The sequence below is a fragment of the Streptomyces sp. Ag109_G2-15 genome, assembly GCF_900215565.1.
Lineage (GTDB): Bacteria > Actinomycetota > Actinomycetes > Streptomycetales > Streptomycetaceae > Streptomyces > Streptomyces diastatochromogenes.
In genome coordinates this window covers 4,391,210-4,414,267 of record NZ_OCNI01000001.1, presented here as the reverse complement: position 1 = coordinate 4,414,267, position 23,058 = coordinate 4,391,210, and the positions used below count along the sequence as shown (strand labels likewise).

Genomic DNA, 23,058 nt, shown 5'->3' with positions numbered 1-23,058 from the left:
ATCGATCAGCCCCGGGTCAGCTTCTTGTAGGTGGCGCGGTGCGGACGCGCGGCGTCCGGCCCGAGCCGCTCGATCTTGTTCTTCTCGTACGACTCGAAGTTGCCCTCGAACCAGAACCACTTCGACTCACCCTCGTAGGCGAGGATGTGCGTGGCGACCCGGTCCAGGAACCACCGGTCGTGGGAGACGACGACGGCGCAGCCGGGGAAGTCCAGCAGGGCGTTCTCCAGGCTGGACAGGGTCTCCACGTCGAGGTCGTTGGTGGGCTCGTCGAGGAGCAGCAGGTTGCCGCCCTGCTTCAGGGTCAGCGCCAGGTTGAGGCGGTTGCGCTCACCACCGGACAGGACGCCGGTCGGCTTCTGCTGGTCCGGACCCTTGAAGCCGAAGGCCGACACATACGCCCGGCTCGGCATCTCGACCTGTCCGACGTTGATGTAGTCGAGCCCGTCGGACACGACCTCCCACAGCGTCTTCTTCGGGTCGAGGTTCTCGCGACTCTGGTCGACGTAGGAGATCTTGACGGTCTCGCCGACCTTGATGTCGCCGGAGTCCGGGGTCTCCAGGCCCTGGATCATCTTGAACAGCGTGGTCTTGCCGGCGCCGTTCGGGCCGATGACGCCGACGATGCCGTTGCGCGGCAGCGTGAAGCTCAGCCCGTCGACGAGGATCTTCTCGCCGAAGGCCTTGTTGAGCTGGTCGACCTCGACGACGATGCTGCCCAGGCGCGGGCCCGGCGGGATCTGGATCTCCTCGAAGTCCAGCTTCCGCATCTTCTCCGCTTCGGCGGCCATCTCCTCGTACCGCGCGAGACGGGCCTTGGACTTGGCCTGACGCCCCTTGGCGTTCGACCGCACCCACTCCAGCTCTTCCTTGAGCCGCTTCTGCCGCTTGGCGTCCTTCTGGCCCTCGACCTTGAGGCGGGTCGCCTTGGTCTCCAGGTACGTGGAGTAGTTGCCCTCGTACGGGTAGGCGCGCCCGCGGTCGAGCTCGAGGATCCACTGGGCGACGTTGTCGAGGAAGTACCGGTCGTGAGTGATGGCCACCACGGTGCCCGCGTACTTGGCGAGGTGCTGCTCCAGCCAGTTCACGGACTCGGCGTCGAGGTGGTTGGTGGGCTCGTCGAGGAGCAGCAGGTCGGGCGCCTCGAGGAGCAGCTTGCAGAGCGCGACGCGGCGCTTCTCACCACCGGAGAGGTTGGTGACGGGCCAGTCGCCGGGCGGGCAGCCCAGCGCGTCCATGGCCTGCTCCAGCTGGGCGTCGAGGTCCCACGCGTTGGCGTGGTCCAGCTCCTCCTGCAGCTTGCCCATCTCGTCGAGCAGCGCGTCGGAGTAGTCGGTCGCCATCAGCTCGGCGATCTCGTTGAACCGGTCGAGCTTGCCCTTGATCTCGCCGACACCCTCCTGGACGTTCTCCAGGACGGTCTTCTCCTCGTTGAGCGGGGGCTCCTGCAGCAGGATGCCGACGCTGTAGCCCGGGGACAGGAACGCGTCACCGTTCGAAGGCTGCTGCAGTCCGGCCATGATCTGCAGGACCGTCGACTTACCGGCACCGTTCGGGCCGACCACACCGATCTTCGCGCCGGGCAGGAAGCTCAGCGTTACGTCGTCAAGGATGACCTTGTCGCCGTGCGCCTTGCGCGTCTTGCGCATGGTGTAAATGTACTCAGCCAAGAGAAACCGTCCGGCAGCTTGAAATCTGGCAGTGGGCAGATACACCCCATCTTGCCTGACCGCCACCCCTGGATGGAAACCAGTACGGCCGGACGCCTGTGACCTGGGATTTCACAGATCTCGGCCATGGCTGATCACGGAACGAACGACCAAAGGGGCCGCCACACCCGGAGACCCGGCGTGTGGCAGCCCCTTCTGCGCTTCCTGGAACCTGCGGACTCAGCCCCTGACGTGCTCGCTGTCCAGCGTCGCCTCGGCGTCCCGCTGTGTCGGGATCACCGGGAGCGCGCGCACCGCCATGGCCGCCCGGTGTTCGTCGGCCTCGGCGCACAGCGCACGGGCCGCCTCGTTGAAGCGGACGACGGACGGCGGGTCGGAGGGGCCCAGCAGATGCAGCTTCAGCTCCGTGCGGGCCTCGGCGAAGGTGTCCTTCTCGGGGTGGCGCACCGACTCCAGCAGGGCCGGTATGCCGGAGGCGTCCGGAGTGAGGACGGCGCCTGCCCGGACCGTGGGGAAGGTGTCGCGGAAGTCCTGCTCGGGAAGGCCGCTGGTGTTGGCGACGGCGTACGGCTTCTCGCTCTCCAGGTAGTCGGAGATGACGCTGGAGACATCGCTGATCAGCACGTCGGCCACGTTGAAGCAGGCGTACACGGTCGGCCGCGCCCCAGTGACGATCTGGTGCTCCCACGCGGGGAACGAGGCCCAGTACGCGGCCTCCCAGGCGGCCGTCGCGGCGGCCACGGCTGCGGCCCGACCGGGTTCCGGTGCCGTCTGGAGCAGCATCCGCTCCGCGTCGTCCGCGCCCGGCCGGGACGAGGACGTAGTCAGTCGGTCGAGTTCGGCGGTCCGCTGGGCCAGTTCCGCCGCCGCGGAGGACGCGGGCCGCTCATCGGCGTGTTCCGCGGCACGGACGGCGCTCGCGGCGCGGATCATCTCCTGGATCCGGGCGTTCGCGGCTCCCGCCCGGGGCTCGACCGAGCCGGTCAGCGGGTGCGGCTTGTACAGGAGCCGGACCCCCGGGTCGGCCAGCAGGGCGCGGACGATGTTCTCGCCGGCCTCGATGACCGAGGTGTTGCCCGGGTTGCCGTCCCAGCCCTCCCACGTGGGGGCGTAGAGAACCGTGGTGTACGGGCCCGTGGGCGCACCGGCGTACGGCTGGATCACGTCCAGCTGCGGGCGTCCGATCTCCACGACGTCCTTGTCGTCGACACCCACGGCCGCCAGGGCGTACCGCTCGCGCGCCGCGGGACCGGCCACCCACACCTCGTCGTACGCCTTCGCGTACGGGTTGCAGCTGGACAGCTTGTCGCTCTCGCCGTGGTTGACGAACGCGTGCTTGATCGTGGGGATCCGCAGCACCTGCGAGGTCTTACCCGAGTTCGACGGGTGGATCAGCATCTTCAGCGTGGACTGCTCCAGCCTCATCAGGTCGGCGACCTTCGGCAGGCACACGATCGGGATGTCGGTGGACGCGATCTTCCGCACCATGAAGCGCTCACGCAGCACGATCAGCGGACGGCCCTCCAGCCGGGCCAGCGGCTCCAGCCACATGTTCGCCTGGTAGGCCGAGCTGGTGCCGCCGGAGAAGTACATGCCCACCGTCGGCTGGTACTCCGCGAGCCAGGCCTCGAACCACTCCAGCGCCTCCTCGCTCGTCACCGGCCTGCGTCCCGGCCGCAGCCGCAGGAGCAGGACGCCGACGGCCACCACCGCGAAGGCGGCGGACAGGGCGATGCCCGCGGCGGCCAACCGGGCCGAGCCGGTCACCGCGGCGGCCAGCAGGCCGGCCGAAGAGGGCAGACCGAACATGAGGAGCCGCTGCCCGGCGCGCTGCATCAGCAGAGCGGGGGGAGCGGGCCTCAGCCGCAGCGCCGAGGCGTCGATGTTCCGCGTCACCACGGGCAGGGTGCGAGTGCGGCGTACGGAGATCGCCAGCGCCTGGCAGGCGAAGTGCAGGGCGTAGAAGACCAGCAGACCGCAGACGAGAGCCAGGTACTTCGTCTCGTAGTCCTGCTCTTCGATGCGGAGCAGGCCGGTCACCAGCAGAAGGTCCCGGACGGCCTGGCGCACGGTCACGGTCGCGTTCAGCTTCCCGAGGGCGCTGGCCATGCCCCGCTGCCACCGGTGCAGGGCGATGTCCGCCGCCAGCCCGACCGCGGCGGCGGCCACGAGCAGCGGAACGCTGGGAAGGAGGGCGCCTACCGCCTGAACGGCGAACGACAGGGCGAGCACCGTCGGTAGGAGGAGGCGTGCCGCTGCGGTGCGCAACCGAGCGGGCAGGGGCGATGCTGACACTTCGCGGGCTCCAGGCAACTCAACATCCTTGGGCACGGACTCGCCGACCGGCGCGCTCAGATGGCCGCGGTTCGGAAGCCGGTGCGTACGGATGTTCTCCTAATAGGTGGTCGGACTTTACCTGTGTGTCAGCTTGTTTGGCTCCTGGGGTGGGCGTGAATGGAGGCACAAGCGGTTGCCGGCCTCTCCGAAGCCGGCTGTGGGGGGGTTCTCAGACGCGGAGCGCGGCGTCCAGGTCGCGGATGAACTCCCCCACGCGCCCGCCGCCGGGAGGCGCGGCGGGCAGGCGGCCGAGCACCTCGGTGACCGCCGCCGGTGCGTGCTGACGCGCCCATTCAAGAGTCCCCGCGGTGACACCCGGGGCTTCTCCGGATGCCAGCTCCTCCGCTCGTGCCGCATGCGCAGCCGCACCGAGAATGTGCTTCACCTGATGAGCGTCCGCCAGGGGATGCAGGTACGCGGCGGCGGCCGCATGGCAGGCCGCTCGGGCCGCGTCTTCCGCAGCGGGTGAAGCAGCTTCCTGAGCCGCCTTGAACGCGGCCCACGCCCGCTGCCGCAGCACCCCCGTGCGCCGGCCGCCCCCGGCGAAGGCGTCCGCCGCGTCGATGGCCTCGCGAGGGCGCGTGTCAGCGGGAAAGCTCTCTTCGAAGATCGACAGCGCCCGGCGCGCACAGTCGGCCGCGTAGCCCGTGATCTCACGAAGTTCGTGTTCGCTCAGCTCGATCTTGTCCGACTTGGTAGGCACCGCTCAATCCTGCCGCAGGTCGCCGGGCGGGCGTGGTTCGCCGCGGTGTCCGTCACTCGCCCGTGGGCGTCTCCCTTACTCCCCTGTGGGCTACTCCCCCGTGGGCGTCTCCTTGCGGCGCAGGAAGACCAGGACCGCGCCACCGATCACCACCAGGCCGATGGCCACTCCGGCGATCATCGGGGTGATCGCGGAACCGCCCGTGGCGGCGAGGTCGGTGTCGGGCGGGGTGGTGATGCCGCCGACCGTGGCCGGGCTGGGCTCGCTGAGGGTCTGGGTGGTCTTGGTGGTCAGCGTGCCCTGGGTTCTGCAGTCGAGGAGGCCGGTGAAGCGGTGGCTGAAGCCGTTCGGACCGGTGATCGTGAAGTCGTAGGGCTGGTCCTCCTGGAGCGGGACCGTCACCGTACGGGTGGCGCCCGCGGGGATGGTGTGCTCGGCTCCCATCAGCTCGAAGGTGAAGGGCTGGTCGCCCTTGTTGACCGCGGTGATGTCCACGCCGCCCTTGGCGCAGTTGGTCCTGGTCGACACCGCCGGTATGGCGCCCTTGTCCGCCCAGGTGGCACTCACGGTGGCGGAGACCGTGGACTCGCTGGAGCCGGCCAGGATCTGGGTCTGGCTGCGGCTCTCGGAGGCGAAGGCCCGGCCCACCGGCACGGTGGTCGACGCCTGCACGGTCAGCTGGGCCGATCCGTCCGCCGCGTCCTCGGGGATGTCGAAGAACAGCTGGCTGCCGTCCTTCGCCGACGTGATCACCTTGCCGGTCCTGTCGATGATCCGCACCCCGCTGCCGGCTGCGTCCGCGGGAGGGCTCACCGTCACGCTGTCCGCGTTGGTGTGCACGGTCACCGGGCCGAGCAGATCACCGGGGCGGCCGGAGACCGCGGGCGGGTCCAGGGTCAGCGAGGCCTGCGGCTCGGCGGTGCCGCGGGCACTCTTCTCCAGGTAGTCGGCCAGCTTCTCGGCCTGCGGGTCGACGGCGTCGACCTTCGCCCCGTCCGAGTAGCGCCAGATGGCCACCTGGGTGCCGGCCGCCGCGTCCTGCTCGGTCAGTCCACTCGCGCCCGCCTTCCGGGCGAGCGCGGCGAGGTCGTTCACCTGGGGGTAGGAGTTCTGCAGGATCCAGCGGATCCGGCCGGCGTCCTTGTTGGTGCCCAGCGAGGTGCCACTCCAGGGCGTCTCCTGGTAGCGGGCGTCGCGCTGGGTGGGGTTGTGGAGGTCGACGCAGTACGTCTGCAGGGTGCCGCCGCCGTCCACGGACATCTCGAACAGGCCCGCGGCCACCCGCTGGTCGCCGCCGTCCTCGTGGATCACGGCCTCGCCATAGGTCTTCAGACCGTTGATCGTGGCCGTCGCACCGCCCTGGGTCTGCGGAGTCCCCTCGGCCACGGCCATGCCGGAGCCGGCCAGCACACCCGCGGCCACCAGGCCGGACACCAGCGTCACGGCGCCGAGGCGGGCCACTTGGGCGGACCGAGGAAACCCAGAGAACGCAGCAAGCACAGAATTCCCCTTCGAGCAGGACCCGTTGGACGTGGGGGACGGTCCCACCAGCAGAATCGGCAAGCCCCGAGGGGCATGCCGGGCATCCTATGGATCACGCGGACCTCGCCCGGCCGGTCAGATCGTCTGATAGCCGATCCGATCCGGAATCGTTATCGCCTGGACGGGATGTGAGCTGGGCTTATCGACAAATCCACCGATTCGGTGGGGGTGTTCGGAACACATGCGCCGACAAGCCGCAGCTCGGCCAGGACCCGGGCGGCCAGCGCCGATGGAACCGGCGGCGGCTCGCCTTACGTCACGTCACCACCGCTGGTTCGGGGTGCTGTTGGGCCAGATCTCCGGCCGGGGCGTCAGCCGGTGGTGTCTCCCAGCTGGGCTCCGGGCTTACCGCCGCGGACGGTGTCTCCCAGTTCGGCTCCGGGCGTACGGCTGCGGGCGCCTCCGGCCTGGCCGCGCGGCGGAAGAGCGCGGTGCCCCGCGCCAGGTCGTGGCCGATGGCCACCGCGTCGATGTCGGCCGACGCCCAGTTCTGCTGCCCCTCGCGCACCTCCGAGCGCACCTTCAGCCGCCCTTGGACGACGACGGGCTGCCCCACCTCCACCGACGCCGCCACGTTGACGGCGAGCTGACGGTTGGCCCACACCGTGAAGAAATTGGTGTGCCCGTCCGTCCAGGCGCTCTTCTCCCGGTCCCAGTACCGCGAGGTCACCGCCAGCCGGAACCGCGCCGACGGACCCGCCGACAGCTCCCGGTACACCGGCCGCGTCGCCACGTTGCCCACCACACACACCACGGTCTCGTTCATCGCGAACCCCTCCCTCACCCGGCCCTTCGACCGGGCGGACACGCGTACGGGCCCCTCCCGTACGGCTGCGTCTGCCGCGCCGGCGCACCCGATCCGCGTACGTCGGCACCCGACACGCCGATCGCCGGCACCGCCCGCCCTCCACTCGTCGGACGTGCGGCGCGATCGCCGTGGCACCAGACTGCCTCCGCCGGGCCGAGCCCGCTGAGCGCTGTGGACGGCCAGCCGCCTGTGGAAAATCCCATCACCCGAACGAGTGGCCAACGTGCTCCTCGGCGCCTCACCCACCCTCGCCGGCCTCACCCGACCCCGACGGCTCGGCGACGGCTGGCCTCATCCCACCCTGGCCTCTCAACCACCGCCGCCGGGCTCACCTCCCCCGCCAGCCCGGCGCCGGTCGGCCTCATCCCCACCCTGGCCCCTCAACCACCTTCGCCGGGCTCACCTCCGCCCGCTGGCCTCACCCGACCCCGACGGCCCGGCCCCGGCCGACCTCACCCCACCCCGACCCCTCAGCCACCGCCGCCGGGCTCACCTCCCCCGCCAGCCTCACCCGACCCACGACGGCTCAGCCCCGGCCAACCTCACCCCACCCCGGCCCCGCTCCGGATCACCTGCCCGTACTGCTCCCGTACCTCCCGGTACCGCAGCAGCTCCGCCGCCACCGGATCGAGCACCCGGGCCCGGCCGCAGCTCGAGGCCGCCTCCCGCAGCCGCCGTTCCGCCTCCATGCCGTACCGGCGGGACGGCCCCCGCGCCGCCATTCGGCAGCCCCACTCCACGAGCGGCCCGCCGACGATCCCGCACACCATCAGCAGCACCGGCACGCCCAGGTTGGGCGCCATGGCCCCGGCGATCTGGCCCACCAGCCACAGGCCGCCCACGATCTGCAGCAGGGTCATCGCAGCCTGGACCAGCACGGCCACCGGCCACCACCCCGGGCGGGGCGGTCGGCCCGGCGGCATCCCGGCCTGCGCCGCCAGCTCGTCCAACGTCTCGGACAGCCCCTGGGAGCCGCGTACGGCCGCCTCGCGCACCGCCGCCGCCCACGGCGTCGGCAGGCCCGCCGAGGCCCGGTCGGCGACCGTACGGACCGCCTGTTCGACCCGCTGGCGGGCCGTGGCCTCCTCGTCCGTCTGGGCGCGCACCCGGACCCGCCCCGTCGTCGGTCCGCCACGGTCCTGGTACCAGCGCCACAGCCGCAGCCAGGGCGTGCCGCAGGCGCGGTTGGCATTGCGCATCCAGGCGCGTTCGGCGGCCTCGCCGGCCGCGGTGGCGCCCACGGCGGCCGCGAGCCGGGCGGCGAACTCCTCCCGCGCCTCCTCGCTGAGGCCGACGCGCCGGCCGGTGGCGTAGACGGGCCGCAGCTGCTCCGCCGCGGCGTCCACGTCGGCCGCGACCCGGCGGGCCGCCGCACCGCGCTCCGTCACGAACTCGCCGAGCGACTCACGCAGATCGGCGACGCCGTCGCCGGTGAGTGCGGACAGCGCGAGCACCGTGGCGCCCGGTTCGCCGTACTCGCCAAGCGCGACGCCGTCCTCGTCGAGCAGCCGGCGCAGATCGTCCAGGACCTGGTCGGCGGCCTCCCCGGGCAGCCGGTCGATCTGGTTGAGGACGACGAACATGACCTCCGCGTGGCCGGCCATGGGCCGCAGATAGCGCTCGTGCAGTACGGCGTCCGCGTACTTCTCGGGGTCGACCACCCAGATGACCGCGTCGACCAGTTTCAGGATCCGGTCGACCTGCGTACGGTGCTCCACGGCCGCCGAGTCGTGGTCGGGCAGGTCGATCAGAACCAGCCCGCGCAGCTGCCCCTCGGCCTCCGCGCTCTGCACCGGGCGCCGGCGCAGTCGCCCCGGGATGCCGAGCCGGTCGATGAGACTCGCCGCGCCGTCGCTCCAACTGCACGCGATCGGCGCCGCGGTGGTCGGGCGCCGTACGCCGGTCTCCGAAATGGCCACTCCGGCGAGCGCGTTGAACAGCTGCGACTTTCCGCTGCCGGTGGCGCCCGCGATGGCGACGACGGTGTGCCGCCCGGAGAGCTTGCGGCGGGCGGTCGCCTCGTCCAGGACCCGGCCCGCCTCGGCGAGGGTGCGGGTGTCCAGGCGGGTGCGGGAGAGGCCGACGAGTTCACGCAGGGCGTCGAGACGGGAGCGCAGGGGGCCGTCGTACGCCAGGGGCGCGGGGGTGTGGCTGCCCGCGCCGCGCGAGGGGGTCTCCAGTACGGAGGCGCGCTCGGCGGCGAGGGCGGCGGCGGTGCTCTCGGTCACGCGGCGTGCGATGAGCCCGTCGTCCCAGGCGTCGGCGGGGTCGGGGTCGTCGTCGGAGTCGGGGTCCGCGTCGGAGGCAGGGCCGGGGCCGGGGTCGGGGGTTTCGGCGTCCTTGTGGCCGGTGCGCGGTCCACTGTCGGCATCGGCACCGGCTTCGGAGGTCTTCACGCGCGCGTGCGGCTCCCCGTCCCCGTCCCCGTCCCCGTCCCTGTTCGGCTCGGGTACGCGCGCGTGGGGCTCACTCTCCTTGCGCTCCTGGGGAACCCACGCGTGCCACTCGCTCTCCCCGCGCTTCTCAGGTACGCGCGCGTGCAGCTCGCCGTCCGTATCGGCGTCCCGTTCCGCGGCGCCGGCCTCTGCTACGGCTTCGGCGTCTGTGTCGGTTGCCTCGGCACCGCGCCCCTCCGGGCCCGGGCCCTGTCCCGGAAGACCGTCCCCGGAGCCACCGTCCACCAGCGGGAGGCTGTCGCGGAGCGGAAGTCTGTCACCGTGCGGAAGGCTGCCGCCGAGCGGAAGGCTGTCACCCAAGGGATGGCCGTCGCCCAACTCGCCCTTGCCCCCGAGGCCGGGCTCCACTCCCCCGGACCCCTCCGCGTGCTCCGAGTGCTCCGCGTACTCCATGTGTTCCATGCGATCCATGTGATCCATGTGGTCCGTGTGGTCCGTGTGGTCGTGGTCAGTGACGGCGGTCACCGGTCACCTCTCCTTCTGCAGTACGGACAGCGCGGCGATGAGTTCGGCCTGGGGCTCGGCCTGGACGTCCAGGGCGTCGAGCGGGGCGAGGCGCCGCTCGCGTTCGGTGTGCATGACGCGGTCGACGTGTTCGGTCAGCAGGCGTCCGGCCCGGTCGCGCAGCCGCAGCGCGCCGTGGGCGCTGATCCGCTCGGCGAGCCCCTCGCCCGCGTTGCGCGCCCGGCGCCCGCCCAGCAGCGCGGTGGCGACCAGGGCGGCGACGACCTCGGCGTCGGGGGCGATGCTGCGCTCGAGTTCCCGTACCTCGTCCTCGGCGTACTCCTCCAGCTCGCGCCGCCAGCGCCGTACGGCGAGCCCGATGCGGTGCTCGGAGCTCTCCAGGGTGGGTTGCCGGTCGGCGAGCTCGGGGGCACCCGCGGCGGGCTCGCGCCGCCAGGCCTCGTCGACACGCTCGTCGGCGGCGGTGACGGAGCACAGCAGCAGCGCGGCCAGGCTCTCCACGAGGGAGTCCAGCAGCTCGCCGGGGGTGCAGTCGAGGGGGAAGGCGCGCCAGCGCTTGAGGGCGTCCCCGGCGAGCACGGCCCCGGACTGCAGTCGCCCGCGCACGCGCGCGTGCTCGCTGTCGTACGCGCTGTCGACGGCGGAGGTGAGCCGGAGGGCGGCCGCGTACTGGGCGGCGGTGGCGCTGGCCAGCTCGGGCAGGCGTGACGTCAGCGAGTCCAGGAGGCCGTGCGCCGTGCGGGCCATGACGTGCTGGCGGGCCGTGGAGTCCTGGGCGTGGTGGACGAGCCAGGTCCGCAGGGCTGCCACGGCGCTGGCGGGGAGCAGGCCACCGCCCCAGGCCGATTCGGGCAGCTCGGGCACGGTGAAGCGGGGTACGTCGCCGAGACCGGCCTTGGTGAGCAGGGCGCCGTACTGGCGAGAAACCTCGGAGACGACCTGGTGGGGCACGCGGTCGAGGACGGTCACCAGGGTGGCGCCGTACTCCTTGGCGGTGCGCAGCAGATGCCAGGGGACGGCGTCGGCGTAGCGGGCGGCGGTGGTGACCATGACCCAGACGTCGGCGGCGCAGATCAGCTGGGCGGCCAGGACACGGTTGTCGGCGACCAGGGAGTCGATGTCGGGCGCGTCGAGCAGAGCGAACCCACGCGGGAGGGTGTCGGCGGTCTCAACGCGCAGCACGCGCGCGTGGTCCCTGCCGGAGAGCAGGAGGTCGTCACCCGGCTCCTGGTCAGGCACCCACACGCGGGTGAGGTCGGGGAGGACGCGCATGGCGCTGAACCAGTGATGGTCCTCCGGATGGCATACCAGCACCGGTGTGCGGGTCGTCGGCCGCAGCACGCCCGCCTCGCTGACCCGGCGCCCCACAAGGGAGTTCACGAGGGTCGACTTGCCGGCCCCGGTGGAACCGCCGACGACGGCCAGCAGGGGCGCCTCGGGCTCCCGCAGCCGGGGCAGCAGGTAGTCGTCGAGCTGCGCCAGTAGTTCGTCGCGGTTCGCACGCGCGCGTGGGGCCCCGGCCAGGGGCAGCGGAAAGCGTGCGGCGGCGACACGGTCGCGCAGCGCGGAGAGTGTGTCGAGCAGCTGAGGCCGTACGTCCAAGGTCACCACATGCGAAGAATGCCCAATTTTAGGGGAATTCTGAAGCATATGGACATCTCAGCGCGCCGATGGAACACATCGGATGTAAGGGATGACTGGGACACGGGCACAGTCCAGGCATAACGAGTGCACAACACCCTGTGCGCCAGGGGCCAAAAGCGGTGCACGATTCGTACCTGCCTGCGATTATCAGGACCGCTTCACCGAACCTCCACATCGAGCCACGGAGGCGAAGCAACCGGGTCAAGGAACGGGGAGCTTTATCCTTGTCCCGCACCAGGCCCCCGTAGCTCAGTGGATAGAGCAGGCGCCTTCTAAGCGCTTGGCCGCAGGTTCGAGTCCTGCCGGGGGCGCCATCCCTCGCCCTCCCGATCGGGAGGGCTTTTTGCTGGTCAGGGCACGTTTCGCGAGACACGACAAAGCCCCGGGCGCTCCCCCGACGATCAAGGGAAGGCTCCGGGGCTGTACGGCTGTCACCGGGTTTTCGCGGGTGGCCGTGTCGAATACGTGTCGAAGTTCTCGGCGGGGCTCGGCCGGGGAGAGTCAGCCGACGTCCGGCAGCTATGGGAACTCCCTGGTGGCGGAGATCGGCATCCACATCGAGGGGGACGAACTCACCAGGGTCCATACGAACACGACGCGGGCATCGTGGCTCTGGTCTTCAGGTGCAAGCCCTCCGGCGGGACCGAGCACACATCCAGTGAGTCGACGGCCGTCGACCGGCTCGCACTCGAAGAGGTCAGCGAGCGCATGTCCGAGGTCTTCGCGGTCCGTCTCTTCGATGCTCTGGACGGCAACGGGCCGCACGTACGAAGTCACGCGGCCGAAGGCTCCTCAGCGCCTGACAATGCTCATGCTCCCAGCCAGGCCTGTCGATGTCGGGCGATGCTGTAGATCTCCTCAACCTGCGCGACGGACAGCACGCCGGCGAGCGGAGCCAGTGCCGAGACTTCGCGCTCGCGGTACACCCTCACCCTCAGCTGTGTGGCCACGACCTTCAGATCGATGACGCCGACAAAGACCAGGACCGGTTCGACTGGCACGGCAAAGCCGCAGTAGCGCTCAAGCACCCGCTGTACGCGCTGAGCCTCTGCCCGGCTCTTGCGGGCATACGGCTCGGCCGGGCCGTGATTGACCTTGACGGCATCATCACCAACCCAGACCGCCTTCTTCGGATGATGCTTGGTGTTGATGCTGAACACCCCGCCCGGCCCGATGAGTAGGTGGTCGAGGTCCACTTCCCGGGGCAGCGGGACAGAGTGCAGTACCCGCCACCCTTGAGGCCGAAGTCGATCGAGTTCGGCTCCCACACGTCGCTCCCCAGCCAAGCCCTTACGCCACGAGTCCCCTGCAGCGGGACGCCGGAGAAGGCGGGCCCAGAGCCGCGTGGGAAGTCCTGCGCTCTCTGTCGCGAGCCGCTCCTGCAACGCCTTCCCGGGAGGGTTCTCTGCGAGGTCGTCGTCGGTACGCAGCGGCGGCAGCCCAGAGGCCTGGCCAGGAGACATCGGCCCGCATGCCGGCGCTTGCTCCAGGCTGAGTAAGTGCCGCTGCAGCGTGGCGATCACGGCATCCTCGTACTGCCTGAGCAGAACAGTGATCCGGCCTGTCTTGCAGTCAGCCCAGCCAGCGGCTGTGCCATCGGGAAGATTGGCGTACAGACGGTCGTGACCGTGCCTCTTCCAGCGTGTGACTGTCAGCTCGCCCATGGTCCCCCCAGAGACTCGTCAGCATCGATGCCGCCATGCCAACAGCGAGAGCGTCCGGCCACAAGAGCGCGATCGGGATAGAACTTTCCCTACTTCATCAAGGCCCGCGCACGGCGCGGGCGCGCGCCGCCTCTGCGGCGCGGCCTGCCTCCTGTCTTCGCCCCGGCTGGCCGCGCCCGGCGGCGCGCTGCGTGCATGCGGGCAAGGGCGGTCCTTTTCCGCAGGCACAAGATGATGCCTCCGGCGGGGGATCGGCCGGCACCGGGTGGGAAGGGGGCGCCGTTCCCGGCCGCCGACTCACTGTGGTGAGCGTGGTGGGCTCCCATCCCGTCCACCGTCGACCCAGGCAGAGCCGAGCAGACGCGGCTCATGGCGTCCAGGTCGTTCGTACAGTGGCGCGCTCCACCTGGACGCCATGAACCACGCCCGCTCCACAGACGTGTGGGTCGACGGCGGACGGGATGGGAGCAGGGGACCTGTGCGTGTTAATGCGCGCCCTCCCCTTGCCATCGGAAGGTTCAGCTGGGCGTCGAAAGCAATCGAGACTCCAGTCTAGAAATTACACTATTTGCCTTTTCTAGATTCTGTTCTCGCGTTACTTGCAAATTACGGTCAACTATATCGTAAACGTGGTCGAGTATTTCTCCGAACCTTGCGCCGTCGGCATCGCTCTTGAATTTTGGAGGCGTCAATTTCATCTGAAGGGTTGAAACCCCATCAATCATTACCGGCCGCTGCACCGTCATCCTGTCTCGTAGCATCCGAAGGGCTCGATCTCCCGAGACCAGTGCTGCGACTTCAGGGATATCCCAGTGAATTCCTTGGAGTGCGAGGTCGGCTCGCCTCATATGCGTGAGGTCCCATGCGGCGCCCCAGCTGTTCTCTAGAACTCTTTTCTCTTTTCCTGGCTTTAGGAGTAGTTCCGCATATCCGGTCGTGTTGCCTCCGGAGAATAGAAAATCACAGGCGATTTGAAATTCGTACAGGCCTACAAAGCCGAGATCTCTGTCCAGTCCGTGTACATAGTCAGACAGAAGCCTGAGCTTTCGTTGGGTGTTAGCTCCACGGGACTGGCGGTACAGCAGTTGAAGGTTTAGCGCGAGCACGTACGATAGCGTCTGAAGTTGAGACTCCTTCCTGGGCATGCCGACAGAGAAGGCGTCCGTGGCTCGAACCGCCTGTGCCGGCACTCCGTCGTGGTTCATTAGATCCATCAGTGCTTCTGAATCCAAGCTAAGCACGGTATTGACCGCTCGGATTATCTTCCTAGCCCTGTGGTGGTTCACCGGAGCGGTGAATCGTCCCCAGCAATTTTCTGCGACCCCAAGGGTGAAGTCGACGTGCATCGGTCCGATTAGGGCGCGAAGGGTTAGCAGTCCTTCTAGCTGTCGCCGCATCGTGGGGGTGTGCGGTCTACCTGCACCGTAGAACCAACGTTCGATACCGACGATCACGTCTGAGTCAAGCATGAAGACTGTTGGATCCATTCCCGGAGCGATCTGCAACACCTTGTAAACCGCTTCGTCCGGGTTCTCAAGCGGTGCGATTGCACTGGTCTCATTAAGTGTCGTGGCGCGAACTCGCCCGTGTGCGAGCGCCGGGTACTTTCCAGCAAGGTCCGGAGGGTCGAGTCTCAGCAAGCCGACTCCTGCAATGAATTCAACCATGCCCGTTCTGGCGACTGCCTTTTTCCAGTGCGAGTTAGCTGACGACAAATCCATCTCGTCGACAATTCCGAGCCCACTGCGAGAGATGAATGCTCGATCGCCAATAACTGTCACTCTCGCGTCCTGGCGATGAGAAATCAGAAGATGCGACGGAGTGGAGTTCTCTGAGAGTTCGAACCCGTGGGCCTCTGCATACAATTTGGTGGCTGATTTGACGTTCCTGTGCCGTGGGGGGAGGCTGTGCACGAAGGCAGCAATATCAATCAGCATTATTGGTTCGCCGGAGGGTCTTAGCCCTGTCAGGTGGTGAATCTGGCCCGTATTCGAACCTTGCGCGAAGGGTACGTCGGCCGGGTCGAATCTTACGCGCGGGGCGGCGCATGTTGGGTGTGTGAGGAATATTCCCAATCCGTCATCTTGCTTGACCAATTGCACCGCCAGAAGGACATCGTGATGGATCTCGATGTCATTTTCGCAACCAGCGCATGTTAGATCGACGCCCTCAAATTTCTTCAGGGTCAGCTTGAGGGATTTCAAGACCTCTTTGCTCAAGCCGTCAGGAAGCCACCATCTGATCCGAATGGAACCATCTGGATTCATGAATTCCTCCCCCTTGACTTCCAGTTCCAGCCCCAGGCCTCGAACGGCATCGAGGACCCAAGGTTCGATGGTAAAGCCAGAATCGGTACGCCGTAGAGAATTTCCGTTGGTAGCTGTAGGTCAGTCCCTGGGCCGAACGTACGAGACAACCGGAGGCGGGGGATCCGGCTGGTCAGGCCCTGAGAGAGCTGGCCGCGCGGGGCCGTCCCTGGGCCGTCCGAGGCCGACCAACGCTGACAGCCGGCACCCGCGGGTGACCACCCCCACCCCGCTCTGGCCTGGGGCCCCGGAGATGATCTGCGACACTGGTAACGCCATGCCTAAGCCCGGAGATTGATCATCGCTAGGCATACTCGGCAACGAACTCCGGGCGGTACGTGGCTTGATAGTCATCGAGCGCCCGCCGAAGCATGGCGGCCCCGCGGGGAACGCTGGCCGCGAGCTGAGCCCAGCCCAGGAAGCGAACATGGGCAGGGACGCTGACCAGTCCGGTGATTGCGTCCCAGAAGGCATCCCAGTTCATGCCATAGAAGTTCGGGAAGCCCAGCTCCCGCTTCAGAAGCAGGTGCAGGGCGCGCTCGTCGGTCACCGCGCTGACCTCAATGGTGATCACGGCGACATGCTTGCATGTGGTCACAGGTTGCTGACATCCACGAGTGACACCAACGGCAGCGGACGGTGGCGACAACCAGGAGTCGCGCGCGGCACTGGTACACGAGGCGGGCCCCGCCAGACCGGGGCGAGGTCGAACTCCTAAAGCGGTGGTCAGGGCCGCGAGAGTCGGTGTCACGCTAGCTCGCGATCCACTTGGGACAGGTAGGTGAATGGGTGTTCTTTCCTCGCATAGCGCAGCGGGCGGACTTCCCTGGTAGCAATGTTGAATGCAATGCTGCCTGCAATGCCAGCAACCCAGCCGAGGTCCGGAACGACCAACGCACTTGCAGCAGCGGTTGCCACTCCCACCGTGACTGAGATCGATCTGTATACCCAAGCGGTGCGGCTAGCTCGGGCAGCCGACTGGTAGTCATCGCGTGCCTGTCTTAGCTCCACTTGCATTCGTTGCAACACGTCGGCCGGATGCTCCCATTCGCGGCTTAAATTGCTAAGCATGGTCTGCGTCGCGCCCATCAAGCGTTCACGCTCGGTGGCATACCTGTCACGAAAGGCGAGAATCTCTGAGGTGGGCGTGCCTGGTGCAGGCATGGGCAGCAGACGGCCGAGCTCGACTCGCCAGGCTGCCACGCCAAAGCCAGGAGCCATTGGACGTAATGATGTCTCGTAGGCAGAACGCTGATCGGTGTACGGGGTGTAGGCACGAGCATCGGATGTGCAAGCCACTTGCTGGGCCAACGCACCAATCAAGAGGAGCTGGACCTCGCGGGACACAGCAAGACCTGCGCGGTACTGCCCATGCGAGCTTTGAAGTCGTCGCCCCAGGCCGAGACGGATGATCTCTTCTTCCAAACAGTAGCCAAGCTTTGAGCGGAGAAGAAATGCATCCAAGACGGAATATTGAGGGCTCGGCGAGCGAGCAGCTAGCTCACGCAGCGCTCCGACCAACACTTCAAGGTGGGGCATGTCGTCGAGTGGTCGTCGGTACTGGGTGCCGAGAGATATGGGGTGGTAGAGCCCTCGCTCCTTGAGGTCCTTCAGCTCGCGCGAAACCGCGCCCTCGTAGACGTCTGAATCTCTAGGAACCACGGAAGCAAAATCGTCCCAATACAGAAGGGCCTGGTGGATGACCGCCTGGGGTGGTTCAACCAGTGGGTAGTAGAGCAGTGTAGGCATCGGGTTCCCCTCGGCACTTGCCTTACTTGCGGGTGATCAACCGTAGTGGACCGTTTGGGTCGCCGCCGTGGGGCTTGATGAACCTGAAACGTCCTTCGGGGGCGTGCACTTGTCCAAAAATGGGGGTTACTGGACCGAACGTGCCAGGTGCGTGCCAGATCCTGCGGCGAACCACGGGGAACACCGGGCGATGAGTTGGCAGTCAATCGGACGCCAACCATGACGCGTCGATGAATGCTAGAACGCTCACCGGCAGCGTGGCTGAGGCTGATGGAGGTGCAGCGAGGCGCACGTCTGCGTCATCGGTCGGCGTGCCCGCCGTAGTCTGACTGTCGTCGGCTGAGGTTCAGGCGGGGCGTGTCGAAGGTCCTGGCCGTCAGTCGGGCGGACCGAAGCTGGGCCGTCTCTGGGCCGTCCGAGGCCGCTCGGCAGTGGCAAATGATGACCAACGACAACCACCAGGCGCACGTGCCCGCCGCCTCTGAGCAGCGAAAACCAAGCTCACCAAGATCCCGGGCAAGACCCAGGGCAAGAAGACAGGGCTGCGCTGATTTGAGGTGACCGCGCCAGGGTTGGGTTTCGTGCACATCCATTCAGCTTTGGGTAGCTTCCTGGCTTATGCCCTTGAATGTTGTGGTCCCATTGGTGGTCACCGTCGTCGTGGCGGCCACGGGTTATGTTGCGACCTACCTGACAAATCTGCGTCTGACGCGCCGCAAGGATCATCTGGACCGGGTCAACCGCCAACTCAGCGAGCTCTACGGTCCGCTCTATGCGCAGTCTGAGGCCCTGAACCAAGCCTGGAAGAAGTTCGACGCCCGCTATAGGACGAAGTGGGTTCTGTCGGTCCCCGCCACCGCGGAGTGGGCCGCCACCTGGCGCTTGTGGATGTCAACGGTATTCATGCCGACCAACCGACGCATGGTCGAGACGATTGTCACGCATGCCGACCTGCTAATTGAGGACACGATCCACGACTCCCTGAAGGAGCTGTGCGCGCATGTGGCCTGCTACGAGCCCATCGTCGCCCGCTGGCAGGAAGACGGGTTCGACTCCGTCCAGTACGACGATCATGTATCGATCGCCGGCAACTTTCAGCACAAGGAGTTGTCCAAGTACCTACAGAAGTCCTTCGAGTCACTGAAGGTCGAACAGGGCAGGCTACTCGCACTACTGCAAGAGAGCCGACCTGAAGCGTCATTGGCTGCAGTACAGCCGACGCCCCCGTCCGGCAGCATCCCTACAGGGCGATAGAGCAACCAGTATGACTGTCAGTGACCGAGCCGCGGGAGCTGCGGCTCAGCCGGCTGCTGACATCCATACCTGACATCAACGGCTACGAACGGGGGCCTACGCCAGCATCTCCGAGCGGCTGCCGCACCAATTGCCTACCGCAGCCGGAGCGGGCTCGGATCGAACTCCTAAAGCGGTGTTCCAGGAGCCCCCGGCGCCTCACCAGCCGCGGTCGCTACGCTCGGACTCGTGAGCGAAGCCGCCCGACTCATAGCGAACCACCGAGTCCACGTCGTACCAGTTGTGTTGGCCCTGGCCAATCCACCATGGCAGCGAGACGTGTGGCTCGACCCGTCGGCGTTCGAAGACCTGGACCATGTCTTCCACACACTTTTCGACGACTTCTGTGACGCCGACGAGCCAGAGCGATACCTCGGCGTCAGCCTCCGAAGTGACGAAGAGGTCGTCCTAATGAGAGAGCTCGGTGTCGCGCTCAACGCCGCGGCGGCCGAGGCGCCCAACGACACCGACGCGGAGTTTCTCCAAGCCTCCATCTGGCCAGAGGTCGTGGCCATCGCCGGACGCCTCGCTCAGGTCATGGTCGCGAACGACCTGAGGGAACTTGCCGTGCTGCTCGACGAAGGGGCCGTGCCAAACCCGTGCCAGGTCGTGCGGGGAACCACGGGGAACGCCGGAGATCAGCGCGACGGACGCCCTAGCTCCGACATGGCCTCGTCGCAGGTCAGCCCGGCAGCTGCCCCTAAACGCCCCTAACTTCCCAAGCTGATGGCTTACCGCCGGCCTTGACCTCATCGGACGGCTTCCCTGCACCAGGTGCCGGACCGATCATAGGTTCATGGTGTCAAGCATCGTCGTTCAGTACACCGATCTCCTGAGGACCAGCGACTACGACCTGTGGAGCCGGTTGCGGGAACTCCTGAAGGGGCAGGGACTCGATCCGCACAGGACGATCGTCGTCGACCTCTTGCAGGAGGGCCCCGACCACGAGGACGGCCAAGTCATCTCCGAAGACGGCAGGGTCTACAGGTTCACCCTCTTCTATGACCAAGCAGCGGAGCACGGCGCGCGAAGTGCCTACCTCCACGGCTGGACCGACATCACCGATTCATGGCGGATCGGATCGTTGGCTATCCGAACAGCAGACGCCTTCGCTTGGATGTCTTCGCCCACCGAGTCGGGTTGACCACCGGCTCCGAGGCGGCCATCCGCTGGCCCGGCTGAGTGTCTCACTGCGTGACAACGCCCACGGACAACGGTGGACGAGCACGGACTCCAGCGGACCGTCACCGCAGGTGAGAGATGCTTTAGCCCAAGGCGGAGGCCTTATCCGATTTGCTTCGGGACGAAGAGGTCATGCCAGATGCGTGCCAGATCGTGCGGGGAACCACGGGGAACACCGGGGCACAAACGCACCCGCCCACCAGGCGTCGCCACGTTCCGCCGCAGGCCAGCCCCGTAGCGAGCCCTAGATCACATCAGCCTCCCAAGCTGAGGGCGCGCGCCCTGCCTACGGCATCGGTCGTCCCGGTCCCAGTTCTCTCAGCTGGGCGGCGGCGGAACCGCTTGAAGTTTGGGCGTTTGGACTGTGTGAGCGGGGGCTCTGTTCCTAGGCTGGGTCACCTGCAGTCGTGAGGATCGGGGGGTTGCAAGTGAGTACCGAGATCGTGCAGTTGGTGGAGCAGGCGGGGCCGTATCTGACGACTGCGGTGAGCGCGTACGGGGCGGCGGTGTTCACCCGGGCAGAGAGTGCAGCGGTGGATGCCACGGCGAATCTGGGGCGGCGCATCCTGCAGGCGGTGTGGCACCGCCGTGATGCGCAGGGCCGGGCGGAGCTGGAGGCTGCGGTCCAGGATGCGGTCGAGGCGCCGGAGGATGCGGACGCAGCGGCCGCTGTGCGCCAGCAGATCAAGCGTGCGCTGCGCGAGGACGCCGAGTTGGTGGCCGAGCTGGCCCGGATACTGCCGGCGGCCGAAGAGACGGTGAACGTGACGGCCTCGGGTGAGCGGTCGATCGCCGCGAAGACCATCGGCACGGCCGTCACCGGAGACAACACGACGATCAGGCCATGACAGACGGTGCGGTAGCCGGGGGCGGCGGTGTGCAGGCGACGGGTGCCCGGTCCATGGCGGTGGGCGGCGATGTCAGCGTGGCGATTACTGGGGACGGGGCCCGGGTGGTGATGCTGCTGGCCGAGGCGGTGCGCTGGGCCAAGGAGGTGGAGGCGCCGCCGGGGGCCGGGAATCTGCCCGGGTCCGCGTCCGGGGTGTTCGTCGGACGTAAGGGTGAGCTCGCTGAGCTGCGCCGGCTGCTGGCCGATCAGGGGGAGGCCGCGGTCACCCAGATCTCCGGGGTGCGGGGGGTCCACGGGTTGGGCGGGGTCGGCAAGAGCGCGCTCGCCCTGCGCTACGCCCACACCTACCGGCGTAGGTACACGCTGGTGTGGTGGATCAACGCCGCGAGCACCGAGCAGATCGTCACCAGTCTGGCCGCTCTCGCCACGCGGCTGTGCCCGCAGTGGGCGGCCACGGTGGGTGTGCAGGAGCGGGCGGCGTGGGCGATCCTGTGGCTGCAGTGGCATCCCGGCTGGCTGCTCGTCTTCGACAACGTCGAAGACCCCGCCGACCTGCGCCACTACCTCGGCACACTCCCGGAGGGGCACCATCTGGCCACCAGCCGCACCGCGACCGGCTGGCACACCATCGCCCCCACCATGCCCCTGGGCCTGCTCGATGCCGAGGCGGCCGTGGACCTGCTGTGCACCCTCGCCTTCGGAGCGGAACACGTCCCAACCCCGCGACAACGCCGACAGGCACAGGCGCTGACCGCCGAACTCGGCTACCTGCCCCTGGCGTTGGAACAAGCAGGTGCATACCTGTACCAGACAGGAACCGACCTGGACGACTACTCCGCCCGGCTCGGACGTGTCCTGGACACCGCCACGGAAGGCATCGACCCGCAACGCACGATCGCCCGCATCTGGCAGCACACCCTTGCCGCCATCGAAACCCGAAACCCCCTGGCCATCACCGTACTGAACGCGATCGCCTGGCTGGCCCCGGACGACATCCCCCGCACTCTCCTCACCCCTTTGGCCCCGGACCCGGTCACACTGGGCGAGGCACTGGGCGTGCTGCACGCCTACAACATGATCTCGTTCACCGCCGACCGGCAGAGCGTCAGCGTCCACCGCCTGGTGCAAACCGTCCTGCGCCACAACACCACCAACGAGCCCGACGCCTACCCGTTAGGCCGACAAGAGGCGGAGCACCTCGCCCGTGAGGCCATACCCAACCAAGACAGCGCAACCACGGAGTGGGAACGCCTCCTGCCCCACCTGTTCACACTCGCCACCACGATCACCCCACATCGCCCAGCATCAACCCAGACGGCTGACGCATACGAGGACGCGGCGCAGTACCTGTACCGACAGGGACGCGACGCCCACACCATCCCCTTGCGTACAGTCACCCTCGCCCAGCGGAAGCAGGTTCTGGGCGACACCCACCCCGACACTCTCTCCATCCGCAACAACCTCGCCCTCGCCTACGAGGCGGCGGGGGATCTGAGGCGGGCCATCCCCCTGTTCGAATCCACCCTCGTCCAGCGTGAGCAGGTTCTGGGCGACACCCACCCCGACACCCTGACGACCCGCAGCAACCTCGCCTACGTCTACCAGGCGGCGGGAGATCTGGACCGGGCCATCCCCTTGCACGAGTCCACCCTCGTCCAGCGTGAGCAGGTCCTGGGCGACACCCACCCCGACACCCTGACCAGCCGAAACAACCTCGCCTACGTCTACCAGGCGGCGGGAGATCTGGACCGGGCCATCCCCCTGTTCGAATCCACCCTCGCTCAGCGTGAGCAGGTTCTCGGCAACACCCACCCCCTCACCCTGCAAAGCCGCAGCAACCTCGCGCGCGTCTACGAGGCGGCAGGGGATCTGGGGCGCGCCATCCCCTTGCACGAGTCCACCCTCGTCCAGCGTGAGCAGGTTCTGGGCGACACCCACCCCTTCACCCTGCAAAGCCGCAATTACCTCGCCTACGCCTACCAGGCGGCGGGGGACTTGGAGCGAGCCATCCTCCTGTACGAGGCCACCCTTGCCCAGCGCGAGCAGGTCCTGGGCGACACCCACCCCGACACCCTGACCAGCCGCAACAACCTCGCCGGTGCCTACCAGGCGGCGGGGGACCTGGGACGGGCCATCCCGCTGTACGAGGCCACCCTTGCCCAGCGTGAGCAGGTTCTGGGCGACACCCACCCCCAGACCCTGACCAGCCGCAACAACCTCGCCGGTGCCTACCGAGCCGCCAGAGCTGTACAGCAGAGAGGTACAGCAACCTCAGAAACCGACCATGGTCAATGACGCCTCCTAACAGCCGAACGGTGGCCCCTATGACCTTCGTTGACCGATCTGTATAGAGCTACGGATCAGAAGGCCCTCGGTGCCAGTAACGTCG

The 23,058-nt window shown here is 67.8% G+C and carries 16 protein-coding genes, 1 tRNA gene and 1 pseudogene; 7 read left to right on the top strand and 11 right to left on the bottom strand.

Annotated elements, in window-relative coordinates; genetic code table 11:
• Window positions 1-5: 5 nt before the first annotated feature.
• The 7 genes from ettA to CRP49_RS19795 form a co-directional block, all read right to left on the bottom strand.
• Window positions 6-1,670, bottom strand: coding sequence for an energy-dependent translational throttle protein EttA (gene ettA / locus CRP49_RS19825; RefSeq protein ID WP_097254573.1), 1,665 nt, complete (start codon window positions 1,668-1,670; stop codon window positions 6-8).
• A gap of 219 nt (window positions 1,671-1,889) precedes the next feature.
• Window positions 1,890-3,965: a CDP-glycerol glycerophosphotransferase family protein gene (locus CRP49_RS19820; RefSeq protein ID WP_257033441.1), complete on the bottom strand. Its 2,076-nt coding sequence runs from the start codon at window positions 3,963-3,965 to the stop codon at window positions 1,890-1,892.
• Between the two features lie 211 nt (window positions 3,966-4,176).
• Window positions 4,177-4,710 carry a putative immunity protein gene (locus CRP49_RS19815; protein ID WP_097254572.1) on the bottom strand — a complete coding sequence of 178 codons (534 nt, stop codon included), beginning with the start codon at window positions 4,708-4,710 and terminating at the stop codon, window positions 4,177-4,179.
• A 90-nt stretch (window positions 4,711-4,800) separates the two neighbouring features.
• Complete coding sequence (locus CRP49_RS19810; RefSeq protein ID WP_373560357.1) at window positions 4,801-6,210, bottom strand: Cys-Gln thioester bond-forming surface protein; 1,410 nt, start codon at window positions 6,208-6,210, stop codon at window positions 4,801-4,803.
• A 298-nt stretch (window positions 6,211-6,508) separates the two neighbouring features.
• On the bottom strand, window positions 6,509-7,018 hold the full coding sequence (locus CRP49_RS19805; RefSeq protein ID WP_097254571.1) for a single-stranded DNA-binding protein: 510 nt from the start codon (window positions 7,016-7,018) through the stop codon (window positions 6,509-6,511).
• Between the two features lie 584 nt (window positions 7,019-7,602).
• Window positions 7,603-9,909: a YfjP family GTPase gene (locus tag CRP49_RS19800; RefSeq protein ID WP_373560396.1), complete on the bottom strand. Its 2,307-nt coding sequence runs from the start codon at window positions 9,907-9,909 to the stop codon at window positions 7,603-7,605.
• A gap of 75 nt (window positions 9,910-9,984) precedes the next feature.
• On the bottom strand, window positions 9,985-11,592 hold the full coding sequence (locus CRP49_RS19795; protein ID WP_097254570.1) for a GTPase domain-containing protein: 1,608 nt from the start codon (window positions 11,590-11,592) through the stop codon (window positions 9,985-9,987).
• A gap of 271 nt (window positions 11,593-11,863) precedes the next feature.
• On the opposite strand from CRP49_RS19795, the gene CRP49_RS19790 reads away from it, so the two are divergent.
• Both CRP49_RS19790 and CRP49_RS47935 read left to right on the top strand, forming a co-directional pair.
• Window positions 11,864-11,939, top strand: a tRNA-Arg gene (locus tag CRP49_RS19790).
• 227 nt (window positions 11,940-12,166) lie between these two features.
• Window positions 12,167-12,477 (top strand): annotated as a pseudogene (locus CRP49_RS47935) (hypothetical protein); the annotation flags it as partial.
• Here the strand turns inward: CRP49_RS47935 and CRP49_RS19780 are convergent.
• From CRP49_RS19780 to CRP49_RS46485, 4 genes are all read right to left on the bottom strand, one after another.
• Window positions 12,435-13,289 (bottom strand): nuclease-related domain-containing protein, encoded by an 855-nt coding sequence (locus tag CRP49_RS19780; RefSeq protein ID WP_097254569.1) that lies wholly within the window; start codon window positions 13,287-13,289, stop codon window positions 12,435-12,437. The pseudogene CRP49_RS47935 and the gene CRP49_RS19780 overlap by 43 nt on opposite strands.
• A 518-nt stretch (window positions 13,290-13,807) precedes the next feature.
• Entirely contained in the window at window positions 13,808-15,556 is a 1,749-nt protein-coding gene (locus CRP49_RS46490) for a hypothetical protein (RefSeq protein WP_143670013.1), read from the bottom strand.
• Window positions 15,557-15,899: 343 nt separating this feature from the next.
• Window positions 15,900-16,169, bottom strand: coding sequence for a barstar family protein (locus CRP49_RS19775; protein WP_097257450.1), 270 nt, complete (start codon window positions 16,167-16,169; stop codon window positions 15,900-15,902).
• A 173-nt stretch (window positions 16,170-16,342) separates the two neighbouring features.
• Window positions 16,343-17,344 carry a hypothetical protein gene (locus CRP49_RS46485; RefSeq protein ID WP_143670012.1) on the bottom strand — a complete coding sequence of 334 codons (1,002 nt, stop codon included), beginning with the start codon at window positions 17,342-17,344 and terminating at the stop codon, window positions 16,343-16,345.
• A gap of 645 nt (window positions 17,345-17,989) precedes the next feature.
• Between CRP49_RS46485 and CRP49_RS19770 the strand changes: the two genes are divergently transcribed.
• The 5 genes from CRP49_RS19770 (at window position 17,990) to fxsT (ending at window position 22,964) form a co-directional block, all read left to right on the top strand.
• Complete coding sequence (locus CRP49_RS19770) at window positions 17,990-18,598, top strand: hypothetical protein (protein WP_143670011.1); 609 nt, start codon at window positions 17,990-17,992, stop codon at window positions 18,596-18,598.
• A 228-nt stretch (window positions 18,599-18,826) separates the two neighbouring features.
• On the top strand, window positions 18,827-19,351 hold the full coding sequence (locus CRP49_RS19765; protein ID WP_257033440.1) for a hypothetical protein: 525 nt from the start codon (window positions 18,827-18,829) through the stop codon (window positions 19,349-19,351).
• A gap of 82 nt (window positions 19,352-19,433) precedes the next feature.
• On the top strand, window positions 19,434-19,781 hold the full coding sequence (locus CRP49_RS19760; protein ID WP_097254567.1) for a hypothetical protein: 348 nt from the start codon (window positions 19,434-19,436) through the stop codon (window positions 19,779-19,781).
• A 466-nt stretch (window positions 19,782-20,247) separates the two neighbouring features.
• Complete coding sequence (locus tag CRP49_RS19755; RefSeq protein WP_097254566.1) at window positions 20,248-20,667, top strand: hypothetical protein; 420 nt, start codon at window positions 20,248-20,250, stop codon at window positions 20,665-20,667.
• Complete coding sequence (gene fxsT, locus CRP49_RS19750; protein ID WP_097254565.1) at window positions 20,664-22,964, top strand: FxSxx-COOH system tetratricopeptide repeat protein; 2,301 nt, start codon at window positions 20,664-20,666, stop codon at window positions 22,962-22,964. The genes CRP49_RS19755 and fxsT overlap by 4 nt, the downstream gene beginning before the upstream one ends.
• The last annotated feature ends 94 nt before the right edge of the window (window positions 22,965-23,058 follow it).

What these genes read in the sequence shown, in the direction of transcription:
- fxsT (WP_097254565.1), top strand. Translation starts at nt 20,664, where the DNA reads ATGACAGACGGTGCGGTAGCCGGGGGCGGCGGTGTGCAGGCGACGGGT.
- CRP49_RS19780 (WP_097254569.1), bottom strand. Translation starts at nt 13,289, where the DNA reads ATGGGCGAGCTGACAGTCACACGCTGGAAGAGGCACGGTCACGACCGT.
- CRP49_RS19805 (WP_097254571.1), bottom strand. Translation starts at nt 7,018, where the DNA reads ATGAACGAGACCGTGGTGTGTGTGGTGGGCAACGTGGCGACGCGGCCG.
- CRP49_RS19800 (WP_373560396.1), bottom strand. Translation starts at nt 9,909, where the DNA reads ATGGAGTACGCGGAGCACTCGGAGCACGCGGAGGGGTCCGGGGGAGTG.
- CRP49_RS46485 (WP_143670012.1), bottom strand. Translation starts at nt 17,344, where the DNA reads ATGCCTACACTGCTCTACTACCCACTGGTTGAACCACCCCAGGCGGTC.
- CRP49_RS19760 (WP_097254567.1), top strand. Translation starts at nt 19,434, where the DNA reads ATGGTGTCAAGCATCGTCGTTCAGTACACCGATCTCCTGAGGACCAGC.
- CRP49_RS46490 (WP_143670013.1), bottom strand. Translation starts at nt 15,556, where the DNA reads ATGAATCCAGATGGTTCCATTCGGATCAGATGGTGGCTTCCTGACGGC.